17 protein-coding genes are annotated in these 15,684 nt (G+C 71.2%); 11 read left to right on the top strand and 6 right to left on the bottom strand.

The window, feature by feature from the left end:
- Positions 1 to 11: 11 nt before the first annotated feature.
- The 6 genes from STRCI_RS10025 to STRCI_RS10000 all read left to right on the top strand — a co-directional run bounded on the left by STRCI_RS10025 (position 12) and on the right by STRCI_RS10000 (position 5,830).
- Positions 12 to 1,541, top strand: a complete 1,530-nt coding sequence (locus STRCI_RS10025; protein ID WP_269658523.1) for an aldehyde dehydrogenase (NADP(+)) — start codon at positions 12 to 14, stop codon at positions 1,539 to 1,541.
- Positions 1,542 to 1,545: 4 nt separating this feature from the next.
- Complete coding sequence (locus STRCI_RS10020; RefSeq protein ID WP_269658522.1) at positions 1,546 to 2,154, top strand: DUF1349 domain-containing protein; 609 nt, start codon at positions 1,546 to 1,548, stop codon at positions 2,152 to 2,154.
- Between the two features lie 93 nt (positions 2,155 to 2,247).
- Positions 2,248 to 2,961 carry a DsbA family oxidoreductase gene (locus STRCI_RS10015; protein WP_269658521.1) on the top strand — a complete coding sequence of 238 codons (714 nt, stop codon included), beginning with the start codon at positions 2,248 to 2,250 and terminating at the stop codon, positions 2,959 to 2,961.
- 96 nt (positions 2,962 to 3,057) lie between these two features.
- Entirely contained in the window at positions 3,058 to 4,110 is a 1,053-nt protein-coding gene (locus STRCI_RS10010) for an aminotransferase class V-fold PLP-dependent enzyme (protein WP_269658520.1), read from the top strand.
- Between the two features lie 45 nt (positions 4,111 to 4,155).
- Positions 4,156 to 4,773: an RNA polymerase sigma factor gene (locus STRCI_RS10005; protein ID WP_015661359.1), complete on the top strand. Its 618-nt coding sequence runs from the start codon at positions 4,156 to 4,158 to the stop codon at positions 4,771 to 4,773.
- 40 nt (positions 4,774 to 4,813) lie between these two features.
- Positions 4,814 to 5,830 (top strand): maleylpyruvate isomerase family mycothiol-dependent enzyme, encoded by a 1,017-nt coding sequence (locus STRCI_RS10000; RefSeq protein ID WP_269658519.1) that lies wholly within the window; start codon positions 4,814 to 4,816, stop codon positions 5,828 to 5,830.
- A 3-nt stretch (positions 5,831 to 5,833) separates the two neighbouring features.
- On the opposite strand, the gene thpD is transcribed toward STRCI_RS10000, so the two are convergent.
- The 6 genes from thpD to STRCI_RS09970 form a co-directional block, all read right to left on the bottom strand.
- Positions 5,834 to 6,718 carry an ectoine hydroxylase gene (thpD, locus tag STRCI_RS09995; protein ID WP_269658518.1) on the bottom strand — a complete coding sequence of 295 codons (885 nt, stop codon included), beginning with the start codon at positions 6,716 to 6,718 and terminating at the stop codon, positions 5,834 to 5,836.
- A 6-nt stretch (positions 6,719 to 6,724) separates the two neighbouring features.
- On the bottom strand, positions 6,725 to 7,129 hold the full coding sequence (locus STRCI_RS09990; protein ID WP_269658517.1) for an ectoine synthase: 405 nt from the start codon (positions 7,127 to 7,129) through the stop codon (positions 6,725 to 6,727).
- A 20-nt stretch (positions 7,130 to 7,149) separates the two neighbouring features.
- Positions 7,150 to 8,421, bottom strand: a complete 1,272-nt coding sequence (ectB, locus tag STRCI_RS09985) for a diaminobutyrate--2-oxoglutarate transaminase (RefSeq protein ID WP_269658516.1) — start codon at positions 8,419 to 8,421, stop codon at positions 7,150 to 7,152.
- Between the two features lie 29 nt (positions 8,422 to 8,450).
- A complete protein-coding gene (ectA, locus tag STRCI_RS09980) occupies positions 8,451 to 8,957 on the bottom strand; it encodes a diaminobutyrate acetyltransferase (RefSeq protein WP_269658515.1) in 507 nt (168 codons plus the stop codon).
- Between the two features lie 253 nt (positions 8,958 to 9,210).
- On the bottom strand, positions 9,211 to 9,744 hold the full coding sequence (locus STRCI_RS09975) for a DinB family protein (protein ID WP_269658514.1): 534 nt from the start codon (positions 9,742 to 9,744) through the stop codon (positions 9,211 to 9,213).
- A gap of 18 nt (positions 9,745 to 9,762) precedes the next feature.
- Complete coding sequence (locus STRCI_RS09970) at positions 9,763 to 10,821, bottom strand: pyridoxal-phosphate-dependent aminotransferase family protein (protein ID WP_269664518.1); 1,059 nt, start codon at positions 10,819 to 10,821, stop codon at positions 9,763 to 9,765.
- A 171-nt stretch (positions 10,822 to 10,992) separates the two neighbouring features.
- On the opposite strand from STRCI_RS09970, the gene STRCI_RS09965 reads away from it, so the two are divergent.
- The 5 genes from STRCI_RS09965 (at position 10,993) to STRCI_RS09945 (ending at position 15,626) form a co-directional block, all read left to right on the top strand.
- Positions 10,993 to 11,838, top strand: a complete 846-nt coding sequence (locus STRCI_RS09965) for a basic amino acid ABC transporter substrate-binding protein (protein ID WP_269658513.1) — start codon at positions 10,993 to 10,995, stop codon at positions 11,836 to 11,838.
- Between the two features lie 4 nt (positions 11,839 to 11,842).
- The gene (locus tag STRCI_RS09960) at positions 11,843 to 12,676 is read left to right on the top strand and encodes an amino acid ABC transporter permease (protein WP_015661368.1); all 834 of its coding nucleotides are present in this window, start codon (positions 11,843 to 11,845) and stop codon (positions 12,674 to 12,676) included.
- Complete coding sequence (locus STRCI_RS09955) at positions 12,673 to 13,464, top strand: amino acid ABC transporter ATP-binding protein (RefSeq protein ID WP_269658512.1); 792 nt, start codon at positions 12,673 to 12,675, stop codon at positions 13,462 to 13,464. The genes STRCI_RS09960 and STRCI_RS09955 overlap by 4 nt, the downstream gene beginning before the upstream one ends.
- Positions 13,465 to 13,484: 20 nt before the next feature.
- Entirely contained in the window at positions 13,485 to 14,573 is a 1,089-nt protein-coding gene (locus tag STRCI_RS09950; RefSeq protein ID WP_269658511.1) for an amidohydrolase family protein, read from the top strand.
- Positions 14,574 to 14,732: 159 nt separating this feature from the next.
- Positions 14,733 to 15,626: an SCO1860 family LAETG-anchored protein gene (locus STRCI_RS09945; protein ID WP_269658510.1), complete on the top strand. Its 894-nt coding sequence runs from the start codon at positions 14,733 to 14,735 to the stop codon at positions 15,624 to 15,626.
- Positions 15,627 to 15,684: the final 58 nt, after the last annotated feature.

The following is a 15,684-nucleotide window of genomic DNA, read 5'->3' as shown; positions in this document are numbered from 1 at the left end:
AGGGACCCGCGGTGGCAGCAGCACCAGTCTGGAGTGTCGACCCCCGAACCGGGAAGCAGCGCGAACAGGTTGCGGTGGAGGCCACAGCCCAGGAGGTGGACGCCGCCGTCCGCGCCGCGCAGGAGGCGCGCGGCTCCCTCGCCGACCGGACGGTCCGCGCGACCTTCCTGCGCACCGCGGCGCAGCGCCTCGAAGCCGCCAAGGACCAGCTCGTCGAGGCCGCCGACGCCGAGACCGCGCTCGGCCCGGTCCGGCTGACCGGCGAACTCGCCCGCACCTGCTACCAGCTGCGCGCCTTCGCGGACATCGTCGACGAGGGCGCCTTCCTGGACGTCGTCGTCAACCACCCCGACGACACCGCGACCCCGCCGATCCCGGACCTGCGCCGCTACAAGGTGCCGCTCGGTGTGGTCGCCGTCTACTCCGCCTCCAACTTCCCCTTCGCCTTCTCGGTCGCGGGCGGCGACACCGCGAGCGCGCTCGCCGCGGGCTGCCCCGTCGTCGTCAAGGCCCACCCCGACCACCCGGCCCTGTCCGAGCTGGTCGCCAAGGTCGTGCGCACGGCCGCCCACGAGCACGGCATCCCCGAGGGCGTCCTCGGCCTGGTGCACGGCTTCGAGGCGGGCGTCGGCCTGATCGAGCACCCGCTGGTCGCGGCGGCCGGTTTCACCGGTTCGGTACGCGGCGGGCGGGCCCTCTTCGACGCGGCGGCGGCGCGGCCGGTGCCGATCCCCTTCCACGGCGAGCTGGGCTCGCTGAACCCGGTCCTCATCACCGAGGCGGCGGCCGCCGAGCGCGCGGAGGCCATCGGCACCGGGCTCGCGGGCTCCATGACGCTCGGCGTCGGACAGTTCTGTGTGAAGCCGGGCCTGGTGCTGGCGCCGGCCGGGGCCTCCGGTGACCGGCTGCTGAAGTCCCTGACGGACGCCGTCAGCGACACCGACGCGGGTGTGCTGCTGGACCACCGGATGCGGGACAACTTCGTCGCCGGGGTCGCCGAGCGCGCCGCGCTGCCCGACGTGGACTCGCCCGTGACCCCGGGCGCGGGCGGCGAGCACACGGTCAGCCCGGGCTTCTTGACCGTACCGGCGCAGAAGCTCGCCGCGGAGGGCGCGCACGACCTGCTGCTGGAGGAGTGCTTCGGTCCGGTCACCGTCGTGGTGCGCTACGAGGACGAGGACGAGGCCAAGGCGGTGCTGTCGCGGCTGCCCGGCAACCTCACGGCGACGGTTCACCTCTCCACCGAGGAGGCCGCGGGGCAGGGCCGCGGCCCCGAGCTCCTCGCCGAGCTGACGCCCCTGGCGGGGCGGGTCCTGGTGAACGGCTGGCCGACCGGTGTCGCGGTGGCCCCGGCCCAGCACCACGGCGGCCCGTACCCGGCGACCACGTCGACGTCGACCTCGGTGGGCGGTACGGCCATCGAGCGGTGGCTGCGGCCGGTGGTGTACCAGGGCGCCCCCGAGGCGCTGCTGCCCGCGGAACTGAGGGACGACAATCCGTTGGGTCTCCCGCGCAGGTTCAACGGTCGTCTGGAACGCTAGGTCGATGGACCTGGAACTCCCCGAACTCCCCTTCCCTCTCCGCACCTACGGCCCCGACGGCCACTGGTCCTACGAGGACGGTGTGCTCGCCGGGTGGGCCGGGGCCCGCCAGGACCGGTTCGTGTCGCCCACCGGGGAGGCGTTGGACCCCGCCTCCGACGCGCCCCGGCTGCTCGGGGCGCCGGAGGGGGAGTTCCAGCTGATCGCGCGGGTCACCGTGGGGTTCGCCGGGGCCTTCGACGCCGGGGTGCTCTATGTGCATGTGGGGGAGCGGGCCTGGGCGAAGCTCTGTCTGGAGTACTCCCCGGATGTGCCCACCGTCTGCACGGTGGTCACCCGGGGACACTCCGACGACGCCAACTCCTTCACTGTGGAGGGCAGTTCGGTGTGGCTGCGGGTCAGCCGCACCGGGCGGGCCTTCGCCTTCCACGCCTCCCGGGACGGCGAGCGGTGGATCTTCATCCGGCTGTTCACCCTGGGTGACGAGAAGGAGACGGACGCGGCCCTCATCGGCTTCATGACCCAGTCCCCGCTCGGCGAGGGCTGCGTCGTGACCTACGACCACCTGGAGTTCCGGCCCAGCTGGCCCCTCGACCTGCGCGACGGCAGCTGAAGGCCGTAGGGGAATGAACCCGGCAGCTTGAACGTTCACCCATATTTGCGGAGGGAGTCTCCGTATACGTTCGAGCGGGAGAGCCGAGAAACCATGCGCGTCGAGATCTGGAGCGACATCGCCTGCCCCTGGTGCTATGTGGGCAAGGCCCGCTTCGAGAAGGCGCTCGCGGCCTTCCCGCACCACGACCAGGTCGAGGTCGTGCACCGCTCCTTCGAGCTGGACCCGGGGCGCGCCAAGGACGACACCGGTCCGGTGATCCCGATGCTCGCCAAGAAGTACGGCATCAGCGAGGCCCAGGCCCAGGCCGCCGAGGACAACCTCGGCACCCAGGCCGCCGCCGAGGGCCTCGACTACCGCACCCGGGACCGCGACCACGGCAACACCTTCGACATGCACCGCCTGCTGCACTTCGCCAAGGAGCACGGCCGCCAGGGCGAGCTGATCCAGGCCCTGTACGAGGCGAACTTCGCCGAGGAGGCGTCCGTCTTCGCCGACGACGAGCGGCTGGTCGCGCTGGCCGCCGCCGCGGGCCTGGACGCGGACGGCGCCCGCAAGGTGCTCGCCGACCCCACCGCCTACGCCGAGGAGGTCCGCGCCGACGAGCGCGAGGCCGCCCAGCTCGGCGCGACCGGCGTGCCGTTCTTCGTCATCGATCGCAAGTACGGCGTCTCCGGCGCCCAGCCCGCCGATGTCTTCACCCAGGCCCTGACCCAGGCCTGGGGTGACCGCTCCCCGCTGACCCTGATCGAGCAGGGCGCGGGCGAGGCCTGCGGTCCCGACGGGTGCGCGGTGCCGCAGAGCTGAAAGCCGCTGGTCGGGGCCGACCTATAAGGGTTGCTTAGCGAAACCACGTAAAAAATCGCAATGGACGGGGAGTTCCCGGGACCGCAGAGTGGTCCCATGGAGACCTTCGAGAGCCTCGTCCGTGCCGAGTTCGCCCCGGAGCACACCTACCTCAACACCGCGAGCAACGGCCTCCTGCCGGCCCGCACCGTCAGCGCCGTACAGGAGGCCGTGCGGCTGCGGGCCGAAGGGCGGCCGATCGGCTCCCTCTACGAGGACGTGGAGGGCGTCCGCGCCGCCTTCGGACGGCTGGCCGGGGTGCCGGCCGAGCGGGTCGCGATGGGGGCCTCGGTCGCCGAGTACGGCGGTCTGATCGCCGCCGCGCTGCCCGCCGGGGCCGAAGTGCTCACCGCCGAGGCCGACTTCTCCTCCCTGGTCAACCCCTTCCACATGCGCGGCGACCTCAAGGTGCGGGCCGTCCCGCTGGAGCGGCTCGCTGAGTCGGTCCGCCCGGAGACCGCGCTGGTCGCGGTCAGCGTCGTCCAGTCCGCCGACGGCCGGATCGCCGATCTGCCCGGGGTGCGCGAGGCGGCCCGCGCGCACGGCGCCCGGACCTATCTCGACGCCTCCCAGTCGGCGGGCTGGCTGCCCCTGGAGGCGGACTCCTACGACTTCCTCGCCGCCGTCGGCTTCAAGTGGCTCATGGGCCCGCACGGCAACGCCTTCTTCGTCGCCCCCGAGGACTTCGGCGGCCTGACCCCGCTGCTGGCGGGCTGGGTCGCGGGCGAGCTCCCCTGGGAGAGCTGCTACGGCCCGGTCCAGGAACTCGCCCACTCCGTACGGCGGTTCGACGTGAGCCCCTCGCTCCTCACCTACGCCGGACTGCGCGCCTCCCTCGCCCTGATCGAGGAGCTCGGCATCGACGCCGTCCACGCCCATGACCTCGCCCTCGCCGACCGCTTCCGCGCCGGACTGACCCGCCTCGGCCACGAGCCCGTCCCGTCCCCCGGCTCGGCGATCGTCTCCGTCCCGCGCCTCGGCCGGCGCCAGTCCGAGCTGAGCGAGGCGGGCATCGAGGTGTCCGACCGCGCGGGCAACCTGCGCGCCGCCTTCCACCTGTACAACACAGCCACCGACGTCGACCGGCTGTTGGACGTCCTGTCCTCCTGAACCACTGGCGCGGGCCCCGCCGGGACGCTAGGAAGGGCACCAGGGGTGGTGGTGCCGGTGGAGTCCACGGGCGAGACGTCCGTAAACCCGGCCGCCGACACGGAGCTGCACCGGCGGCTGGTGTACGGCGACGAGTCCGCGCTGGCCGAGGTGTACGCGGCCTACGGGCCGCTGGTGCGGCGGATCGCGGTGCGGGTCACCCGCGCCCCGGCCGCCGCCGAGGACGTGGCGCAGGAGGTCTTCGCGCACCTGTGGAGCAGGCCGTACAGCTTCGACGCGGGCCGCGGCTCGCTGCGCACCTGGCTGTCCATGCTCGCCCACCGGCGGGCCGTGGACTGGGTGCGCGGCGAGGCCCGGCACCGCAAGCACACCCACGCCGACGACGACGTCCTGCACACCATCCCGGAACCCGGCCCCGGCCCGGACGAGACGGTCGTCGACCGGGAGCGCTCCCTGCTGCTGCACTCGGCCCTCGCCGAACTCCCCGAGCCGCAGCGGGAGGTGGTGCACCTCGCCTATTTCGCGGGCCGCACCTACCGGCAGGCCGCCGTGGAACTCGGCATTCCCGAGGGCACCGCCAAGACCAGACTGCGCACCGCCCTGCGCTCGCTGGCCGAAACCCTGGCCGACCCACCCGACCCCGCGCTGGAAAGAGGCGCATGATGGCGGTAGGGGTCCGTGCTCCCCAGGAAGGAGGCCCCCGGTGACCGAGCACGAGGACGTACGCGAGCTGCTGGCCGCCTGGGCCTTCGGCGCCCTGGACGCGGCCGAGGCCGAGCGGGTCCGGCCGCACCTCGCCGGATGCAAGAGCTGCGCCGCGGAGGCGGCCCGGCTGCGCGAGACGGTACGGCTGCTCGACGGCCCGCCGATCGGCGGACTGCCCGCCCGGCCCGCCACCGGACTCCCGCCCGCCCTGCTCGCCCGCCGCCCGTCGGCACCCCGCACCGCCGTGCACGCCGCGCCCTACGCCGCCGCCGTCCAGGGACTGCGGGCGCTGCTGCCGGAGGCGGCGGGCCGCTGGACCACTCCGGTGGTGCACGACTGGGACGTGCACGCGACCGTCGCCCATCTGCTGGCCGCCGACGAGGCGCTGGCCGGGCGGCTCGGCATCCCCGCGCGGGTCCCGGCGACCGTGCTCCCGCAGACGGTGCTTCCTCAGGACATGCGCTGGGAGGACGCCTGGGACCGCCGTACCGCCGATGTCATCGCCCATGAGCACGGCCGTACGCCCGAGCAGACGGTCGCCGCCTGGGGTGGGCAGGCCGACGCGCTGCTCGCCACGCCCGAGGCGCGGGACGCCGAACTCGCGGCGCGCGCCGAGCTGTTGATGGGGATCCGGCTGCCGGTGGCCGATCACTTCGTGGTGCGGGCCTTCGAGGCGTGGATCCACACCGACGACATCGGCCGGGCCCTCGGCCTGGTCGTACCGCCGCCGCCCGCCGAGCACCTGGGGCAGCTGGTGCGGCTCGCGGTCCGGGTCCTCGGTCTCGCGCTCGGGCCGGACGCGGCGCCGGTGTTGTTCTCCGTCAGCGACGGCGAGCAGTGGGTGCTGGGCTCCGAGGACGAGCCCGTCGCGGCCGAACTCGCCCTGGACCCCGTCGACTTCTGCCTCCTGGTGGGCGGACGGTGCACGCCCGCGGAGGTGCCGAGGGGAGCGAGCGGCGACGCGGCCGCCGTACGGAACGTACTGGAGACGGCCGCGTCGCTGGCGTGGCTGTGAGTGCTACTTCACCGGGGTGAAGTCCCGCGCGCCGATGAACTCCGGCCGCCGTACCGGAGCCGCGAAGGGGTCGACCGCCGCGTTCTCCACGCTGTTGAAGACGATGAAGACGTTGCTGCGCGGGAACGGCGTGATGTTGTCGCCGGAGCCGTGCATGCAGTTGCAGTCGAACCAGGTCGCCGAACCGGCCCGGCCGGTGAACAGCCGGATGCCGTGCCTGGTGGCCAGCGAGGTCAGCGCCTCGTCCGAGGGCGTGCCCGCGTCCTGCATCTGCAACGACTTCTTGTAGTTGTCCTTCGGTGTCGCGCCCGCACAGCCGAGGAACGTCTTGTGCGACCCCGGCATGATCATGAGCCCGCCGTTGGTGTCGTAGTTCTCGGTCAGCGCGATCGAGACGGACACCGTCCGCATGTTCGGCAGCCCGTCCTCGGCGTGCCAGGTCTCGAAGTCGGAGTGCCAGTAGAAGCCGCTGGCCCCGAACCCGGGCTTGACGTTGATCCGGGACTGGTGGACGTACACGTCCGAGCCGAGGAGCTGCCGGGCCCGGCCGACGACGCGCTCGTCGCGCACCAGCGCGGCGAACACCTCGCTGATCCGGTGCACTTCGAACACCGAGCGGATCTCCTTGGACTGCGGCTCGATGATGGAGCGTTCGTCCATGCGGATCGCCGGGTCGGCGACCAGCCGCTCCAGCTCCTGCCGGTAGACGGCCACCTCGTCGTCGGTGATGAGCTGCTCGACGGGGAGGAAGCCGTCGCGCTCGTACGACTGGAGCTCCGGGACGGAGATCGGGCCGGGCGCGCCGGGCGGGGACCAGACCACCGGGTCCTGGCGTGGGGTCGACACCTCGGTGGCGCCCCGGCTCGGGTACAGATCAGTCATCGTCATGATGCGTCACACCTCCTCGGGTTCGGTGAGCAGCGGATACACGCCGTTCTCGTCGTGGTCCTCCCGGCCGGTCACGGGCGGGTTGAAGACACAGATGCAGCGGAAGTCCCGCTTCACGCGCAGCGTGTGCCTCTCGTGGCCGTCCAGGAGGTACATGGTCCCGGGCGTGATCGTGTGGGTCAGCCCGGACTCGTGATCGGTCAGTTCGGCCTCGCCCTCGACGCAGACGACCGCCTCGATGTGGTTCGCGTACCACATCGACGTCTCCGTACCCGCGTACAGAATCGTCTCGTGCAGCGAGAACCCGACCCGCTCCTTGGCGAGGACGATGCGTTTGCTCTCCCAGGTGCCGGACGCCGCCTTCACATGCCGGTCGGTGCCTTCGATGTCCTTGAACGAACGGACGATCACGTGCTGAACAGCTCCTTCTCTCAGACGGTTTCGCGGACGGCACGGGCGAGGACGCTGAGGCCCTCGTCCAGCTCTTCGGGGGTGATGGTCAGCGCCGGCAGCAGCTTCACGACCTCGCTCTCCGGACCGGACGTCTCGATGAGCAGCCCGAGTTCGAAGGCGCGCCGCGCGATCCGCTCGGCACGGGACTTGTCGTGGAACTCCAGGCCCCACACCAGACCGCGGCCGCGGTACTCCTTCACATCGGCGAGGTTCTCCTCCGTGATGGAGATCAGCGCCTGCTCCACCTGCTCACCGCGGGCCCGGGTCTGCTTCTCCATCGCCGAGCCGTCGGCCCAGTACGTCTCCAGGGCCGCGGTGGCGGTGACGAAGGCGGGGTTGTTGCCGCGGAAGGTGCCGTTGTGCTCGCCCGGCTCCCAGATGTCCAGCTCCGGCTTGAACAGGCAGAGCGACATGGGCAGTCCGTAGCCGCTGATGGACTTGGAGACGGTGACGATGTCGGGCGTGATGCCCGCCTCCTCGAACGAGAAGAAGGCCCCCGTCCGTCCGCAGCCCATCTGGATGTCGTCGACGATGAGCAGCATGTCCTGCCGCTCGCACAGGTCGGCGAGCGCGCGCAGCCACTCCGGACGCGCGGCGTTGATGCCGCCCTCGCCCTGCACGGTCTCCACGATCACCGCGGCGGGCTTGTTCAGGCCGGAGCCCTGGTCCTCCAGCAGCCGCTCGAACCACAGGAAGTCCGGGACCTGGCCGTCGAAGTAGTTGTCGAACGGCATCGGCGTGCCGTGCACCAGCGGGATGCCGGCGCCGGCCCGCTTGAAGGCGTTGCCGGTGACGGCCAGCGACCCCAGCGACATGCCGTGGAAGGCGTTGGTGAACGAGACGATCGCCTCGCGCCCCTTCACCTTCCGCGCCAGCTTCAGCGCGGACTCCACGGCGTTGGTGCCCGTCGGGCCCGGGAACATGACCTTGTACGGCAGATCGCGCGGCCGCAGCACCAGGTCCTGGAAGGTCTGCAGGAAGGTGCGCTTGGCGGTGGTCGACATGTCGAGCCCGTGCGTGACGCCGTCCCGCTCCAGGTAGTCGAGCAACGCCCGTTTCAGCACAGGGTTGTTGTGCCCGTAGTTCAGTGAGCCGGCCCCGGCGAAGAAGTCCAGGTACTCGTGGCCGTCCTCGTCGTACATGCGGCTGCCCCGCGCACGGTCGAAGACGGTGGGCCAGCCTCGGCAGTAGCTGCGCACCTCGGACTCCAGGGTCTGGAAGACGCTGAGGTCGGGCTGGGTGATGGTCACGACGAATCGCTCCTCGTTGCGTGGGGAGGTCAGTGGGGGAGGGGACCGATGCGGTAGAGGACCTCGGGGTCGTGCGGCCCGTCGGGGAACAGGCTCGTCTCGAACAGCACCTCGCGCTCCAGGGCGGCGCCGTGCCGCTCGGCGAACGAGGTGAACAGCCGCTCGGAGGCGGTGTTGCCGGGTGTGATGGTGGTCTCCACACCCGTGACGCCGTACGCGTCGCCGACCCGTGCGACCAGCCCGTCGAGCAGTGCGGCGGCGATGCCGCGGCCGCGCTGGGCGCCGTCCACCGCCACCTGCCAGACGAGCAGGGTGTGCGGACGGTCCGGCCGTACGTAGCCGGTGACGAAGCCGACCGGCTCCCCGTGCTCGTCGCGGGCGACCGCCGAAGTGCCGGCGAAGTCCCGGCACCACAGCAGATAGCTGTAGGACGAGTTCAGGTCGAGGGCCTCGGAGTCTTTGGCGATCCGCCACAGTGCGGCGCCGTCGGCCACCGTCGGCCGGTCGATTTGCAGGTCTGCTTGTGCGGCAGTCATGCGAATTGAACTTACCGAGGTAAATTCGAAATTGCATGGCGGTCAGGGGTTACGCGAGCGGACGTGATCGTGTTATCCGCGCGAGGGGAGGAATGTCCGGGTATTCCCGGCCTATAAGCCGCAAAACGGTCGCGATGTGGAACGCATCACAACCTTGTAATCCGCTTGGAAATCTTAGCGTTTAGGTCGAGAAAAAGCGGGCAGAAGAGAACGGGAAGCTGTCGCCGAAAAGAATTCCAGAATTACGCGGAATTCAGGCCCCGGTAACTCCGTCGATACGCTCGCGCAGGATGTCGGCGTGACCGTTGTGCCGGGCGTACTCCTCGATCATGTGCAGCAGCACCCAGCGCAGACTGACCTCCGCCCCGCCGAGCGGCCCGCCGCCGGGGATGTGGCCGACGTCGTCCAGCGAGAGCCCGGCACACACCTCGCGCCCCCGGTCGATCTCCCGCCGCCACACCTCCAGTGCCGTGTCGAGCCCTCGCTCGTCGGCGAGCCGGTACCCGGTCGCCTCCTCGAACACCGGCTCGGGACCGGCCGCGCCGAACGCCCGCTGGAACCAGTTCCGTTCCACCTCCGCCATGTGCTGCACCAGTCCCAGCAAGGTGAGTTCGGACGGCTCGGCCGACGCGATCCGCACCTGCTTGTCGTCCAGGGCGGCGCACTTCACCGCCAGCGTGCCCCGATGAAAGTCCAACCAGCTCTCCAGCATGGGCCGTTCGGGGGCGGTGAGCAGGGGGATGGGACGGCCGTCAGGGAGCGTGGTGGGGGTCCCGGTGGAAGTCATGCGGCCAGCTTGGCACCCTCACCGGGGCCGCGACAGCTCCGTCAGCGCCGAACCCAGCGCCGCCAGACACCGCCGTACCGTCTCCGGTGTCGCGTCCGCGCCGTAGTGGTTCACCCGGACCATCTCCTTGGCCAGCGCGCCGCCGCCCGCCGCCAGCGGCAGGGACGGGTCGGTGGCCAGGGCTCGCGCCACCAGCTCCGAGGCCGTGACGCCCGCCGGAGTCCGCAGGGTCGTGGCGACCGGGGCCGCCTCGTGGGCCTCGTGGACATATGGCTCAAGACCGCCGTCCAGGGCCGCCGCGCCCTCGCGGGTCGCCGCCGCGGCCGAGGCGTGCCGGGCCATCACCGTGTCCAGGCCCTCCGCCTCGATCCGCGCCACGCACGCGTCCAGCGCCAGCATCTCCAGCTGGGCCGGGGCGTGCAGCAGCGCGCGGCGGCCGCCGTCGAGCCAGCGGGTCTTCCAGTCCAGAAGGGAGAGATAGGAGCGGCGCGGGGCGCGCGGGTTCGCCGCCATCCGGGTCCACGCCCGCTCGCTCACCGACACCGCCGACACGCCCGCCGGGCCGCCCATCGCCTTCTGCGCGCCGATCACGCACAGGTCCACGCCCCAGGCGTCCGGCAGCACCGGCTCCGCACCGATGGAGGCGACGGCGTCCAGGTAGAAGAGGGCGCCGTGCTCCCGTACCACCTCGCCGATCTCCGCCACCGGGTTGGTGTTGCCGGTCGCCGCCTCCGCGTGCACCAGGGAGACGAAGTCGATCTCCGGGTGCTCGGCGAGGGCCGCGCGGATCTGCGCGGCCGTGACCGCCGTGTGGAAGGGCACCGCCAGATCGATCACCGTGGCACCGCAGTCCCGCAGCCAGTCGCCGAAGGTCTGCCCGTACGGGCCGGTGATCACGTTCAGGGCCGTCGTGCCGGGACCCGCCGTGCCGCGGATCGCGCCCTCCAGCGGCAGCAGCGCCTCGCCCTGCATGATCACGACGTCCTGCCGGGTGTCCAGCAGCCGTGCCACCCGGTCCTCGATCGCGGCGAACTGTGCTGCGCCCATCGGGGCGAGGTCCAGGAAGGGGTGGGTCACGGCGCTGCTCTCTTCACTCACGGCGGTCGACCCGTCGAGGGTAGCCGCCGCGATCACCCCTTCCACTCCCGACTTCTTAGGCCGAACGCCGTCAGAACCATGGGTTTGGTTTGAGGCGCTCAAACTTCTCCTTATAATCGGAACGCACAGTTCCCATACAGGAGGCCCCCCGTGAAGACGACCCTCGGGCGCCGGACCCGCATTCTGGCCGCAACCACCGCGACGGCCGGGCTGGTGCTCGTGGCCGGCTGCTCATCGGACGACGACGGCGGCAGCGGCAGCAAGACCGCCGCCGGTGGTGTCGAACTCGTCAAGGCGGGCCAGCTCACCACCTGCACCCACCTGCCCTATCCGCCCTTCCAGTCGGAGATCGACGGCAAGGTTCAGGGCTTCGACGTCTCCCTGATCGACCTGGTCGCCGACGACCTGGGCGTCGAGCAGGAGATCCTCGACACGCCGTTCGAGAACTTCAAGACCGGCGCGTTCCTCAACTCCGGCGAGTGCGACCTGGCCGCCGCCGGTATGACCATCACCGAGGAGCGCAAGAAGAACGTCGACTTCTCCGACCCGTACTTCGAGGCCACCCAGGCCGTGCTGGCCGACAAGGACAGCGGCATCGCGTCCTTCGCGGACCTCAAGGGCAAGAAGGTCGGCGCCCAGGCGCAGACCACCGGCGAGGACTACGCCAAGAGCCAGGGCCTGGACCCGGTCTCCTTCGAGTCCTCCGACGCCGTCCTCAACGGACTGCGCACCGGCCAGGTCGACGCCGTCGTCATCGACTACCCCGTCGTCCAGGGCTGGCTCAAGGACAAGGCCAACGCCGACGCCTTCGAGGTCGCCGAGCAGATCAACACCGGTGAGCAGTACGGCATCACGGTGAAGAAGGGCAACACCAAGCTGCTCGCCGCCATCAACAAGGCGCTCGCCGACGCCAAGGCGGACGGCACGTACAAGGAGATCTACGAGAAGTGGATCGGCCCGTACGACGAGTCCGCCGCCTCGCCGGCCGCGTCCTGACCCCATGGCCGACACCGACACAGCACTCCAGCCGAAGAAGAAGGGCCTGACCAGGCGGCAGAAGCGCAAGCTGTCCCGGGGCATCCAGTACGTCGTCTTCGCCGCGGCCGTGATCGCCTTCGCGGTCGCGGCCGACTGGGACCGGCTCCAGAACCAGTTCGCGCAGGCGGACATCGCCGAGCAGATGTTCCCGGACATCATCACGCTGGCGCTGAAGAACACCGTGCTGTACACCCTGTCCGGCTTCGCCTTCGGACTGGTCCTCGGCATGGCGATCGCCCTGATGCGGCTGTCGTCCGTGGGCCCGTACCGCTGGTTCGCCGGGGTGTACATCGAGATCTTCCGCGGTCTGCCCGCCCTGCTGATCTTCATCTTCATCGGCGTCGCCGTCCCGCTGGCCTTCCCCGGCACGGAGATCCCCGGCGGCACCTACGGCAAGGTCGCGCTCGCGCTCGGCCTGGTGGCGGCCGCGTACATGGCCGAGACGATCCGCGCGGGCATCCAGGCGGTGCCCAAGGGGCAGCTGGAGGCGGCCCGTTCGCTGGGCTTCTCGCCCGCCCGCGCGATGGTCTCGATCATCATCCCGCAGGCGTTCCGGATCATCCTGCCGCCGCTGACCAACGAACTCGTCCTGCTCTTCAAGGACTCCTCGCTGGTGCTCTTCCTCGGTGTCACCCTGGAGGAGCGCGAACTGTCCAAGTACGGCCGTGACCTGGCCAGCACGACCGCCAACTCGACGCCGATCCTGGTCGCGGGCCTGTGCTACCTGCTGGTCACGATCCCGCTCGGCTTCGTCGTGCGCCGTATGGAGGCCAAGGCCCAGGAGGCCGTCAAGTGAGCCGTCCCGAGATCCACGTCAAGGACCTGCACAAGTCCTTCGGCGACAACGAGGTCCTCAAGGGCATCGACCTGGAGATCCGCCAGGGCGAGGTCGTCTGCGTCATCGGCCCGTCCGGCTCCGGCAAGTCGACGCTGCTGCGCTGTGTGAACCTGCTGGAGGAACCCAGCAAGGGCCAGGTCTTCGTCGGCGGCACCGAACTCACCGACCCGGACGTCGACATCGACGCCGTACGGCGCCGGATCGGCATGGTCTTCCAGCAGTTCAACCTCTTCCCGCATCTGACGGTGACCGAGAACCTCACGCTGCCGCAGCGGCGGGTCCTCAGGCGGAGCAAGGCGCAGGCGGCGCAGGTGGCCGCCGAGAACCTGGAGCGGGTGGGCCTCGCGGAGAAGGCGTCCGCCTACCCGTCCTCCCTCTCCGGCGGCCAGCAGCAGCGGGTGGCCATCGCCCGCGCGCTGGCGATGGGCCCCGAGGTGATGCTCTTCGACGAGCCGACCTCCGCCCTGGACCCGGAACTGGTCGGCGATGTCCTCGCGGTCATGCGCATGCTGGCCAATGAGGGCATGACGATGATGGTCGTCACCCATGAGATGACCTTCGCGCGCGAGGTCGCCGACCGGGTCGTCTTCATGGACGGCGGAGTGATCGTCGAGGACGGCGCCCCGGCCCAGGTCATCGGCAACCCGAGCCACGAGCGCACCCGCCACTTCCTCTCCCGCCTGCTGGACCCGGCGATGGCCGAGGTGGAGGAGGAGACCTCGGACCAGGTGGGCAAGGCCGAGTAGCTCCTGGCTAGGGTGCGTGCATGAGCGATCACGCGGTGCTGCACGTGAAGGGCCGGATCCTGGTCGGGCCCGAGGACGTCCGGGACGAGCTGTGGGTCGTCGACGGCCGGATCTCCTACGACCGTCCCACGGCCGCCCAGGACATCCGTACCGTCGACGGCTGGGCCCTGCCGGGCCTGGTCGACGCGCACTGCCATGTCGGCCTCGGCGCCCATGGCCCCGTGGACCGGGACGTCGCGGAGAAGCAGGCGCTGACCGACCGCGAGGCCGGCACCCTGCTGATCCGGGACGCCGGCTCGCCCTCCGACACCCGCTGGGCCGACGACCGCGAGGACCTCCCGAAGATCATCCGTGCGGGCCGGCACATCGCCCGCACCCGCCGCTACATCCGCGGCTACGCCCATGAGATCGAGCCCGAGGACCTCGTCGCGTACGTCTCCCAGGAGGCCCGGCGCGGCGACGGCTGGGTCAAGCTGGTCGGCGACTGGATCGACCGCGAGGTCGGCGACCTCGCCCCGAGCTGGCCGCGCGCGGAGGTCGAGGCCGCCATCGCCGAGGCCCACCGGCTGGGCGCCCGGGTCACCGCGCACTGCTTCGCCGAGAACTCCCTGCGGGACCTCGTCGAGGCGGGCATCGACTGCATCGAGCACGCCACCGGACTGACCGAGGACCTCATCCCGCTCTTCGTCGAGCGCGGCGTCGCGATCGTGCCGACCCTGGTCAACATCGCGACCTTCCCCCGGCTCGCCGCGGGCGGCGAGGACAAGTTCCCGCGCTGGTCGGCCCATATGCGCCGACTCCACGAACGCCGCTACGACACCGTCCGGGGCGCCTACGACGCCGGCGTCCCGGTCTTCGTCGGCACCGATGCGGGCGGCACCCTGCCGCACGGCCTGGTCGCCGCCGAGGTCGGGGAACTGGTCACCGCGGGCATCCCCGCCACGGAGGCGCTCTCGGCGACCACTTGGGGCGCGCGGCGCTGGCTCGGGCGCCCCGGTCTGGACGAGGGCGCGCCGGCGGACCTGGTGGTCTACGAGAGCGACCCGAGGGCCGATGTGCGGGTGCTGGCGGCGCCGCGGCGGATCGTGCTGAACGGCACCGCGTCATGAGTTGACCGGGTGACTGTGGAGAACGTGCGTGCCCAGGGATTCGAAGATGTGCACGGAACGGTCACGTAGGAGTGAACCCTCGTCAGCTTGCTGACGACCACCTGTCCGCGCGCCATCCTTACGGGGTCCCAAGCATGTCTCTCTGGGGGTCCCACCACCTTGAACGGCAACCACTTCCGCATGCCCGCACGCCGTCTCGCCACCGTCGCGGCGGCCACGGCCCTCGCCGCCGGACCCGCGGCACTGGCCGGTGCGGGCACCGCACACGCGACCGACGGCCAAGGTCGCGCGAGCGCCGTAGTACTGCGCACCGGACTCGATGTGTCCCTGCTCAACAAGACCGTGAACGTCCCGCTCGCGGTCTCCCTCAACGAGGTCCAGGCACCGCAGAGCGCCGAGAAGACCGCGCTCACCGCCGAGTTGGACGGGGTGAACGGCGGACAGCCGTTCAGCGTCCTCGCCGCGGAGGTGGCCTCGGCGAAGGCCACGGTAACCGACGCCAGGGCCGAGGGACACACCAACCTCGCCCACGCCAAGGTCCATGTCCCAGGCCTGCCTTTGCTCTCCCTGATCGAGCTGGAGGGCGTCACCTCCAAGGCGACCTGCGAGTCCGGGAAGGCCCCGGCCGCCAGCTCCAACCTGCTGGGCGCGGTGACCGTCCTCGGCAAGAAGGTCACCGTCACCACCGGCGGCCCCACCGACGTCCAGGTGCCGGGGGTCGGCGAGGTCCGCCTCGACCTGTCGAAGACGGAGACCACCTCCCGCACGGCGGCCGCCACCGCCCTCGAACTCACCGTCTCCGTCAACCCGTTGAAGCTGAACGTGGCCGAGGTGACCGGCACGGTCACGCTGGCGAGGGCCACCTGCGAGGCACCGGTCGCGGCGAGCGCGGAACCGGCGCCCGCGGTCGAACCGCAGGGCGGCCCGGTCGGCGAGGCGGGCCTCGCCGAGACCGGCGGCAGCTCGCTGACCCCGTATCTCGCGGGCGGTGCGGCCGTGCTGCTCGTCGCGGGCGGGGGTGCGGTCGCGCTGGCTCGCCGCGGCCGGGCGTGAGCGCGAGCCCGTCAATGCGTATTTCTGCGCATTGACGGGCACTTCGCCCGGCAGGACG

The organism is Streptomyces cinnabarinus (assembly GCF_027270315.1).
In the GTDB taxonomy this organism is placed as follows: domain Bacteria; phylum Actinomycetota; class Actinomycetes; order Streptomycetales; family Streptomycetaceae; genus Streptomyces; species Streptomyces cinnabarinus.
The sequence above is the reverse complement of the archived record's forward strand: the minus strand, read 5'-3'. Positions and strand labels throughout refer to the sequence as shown.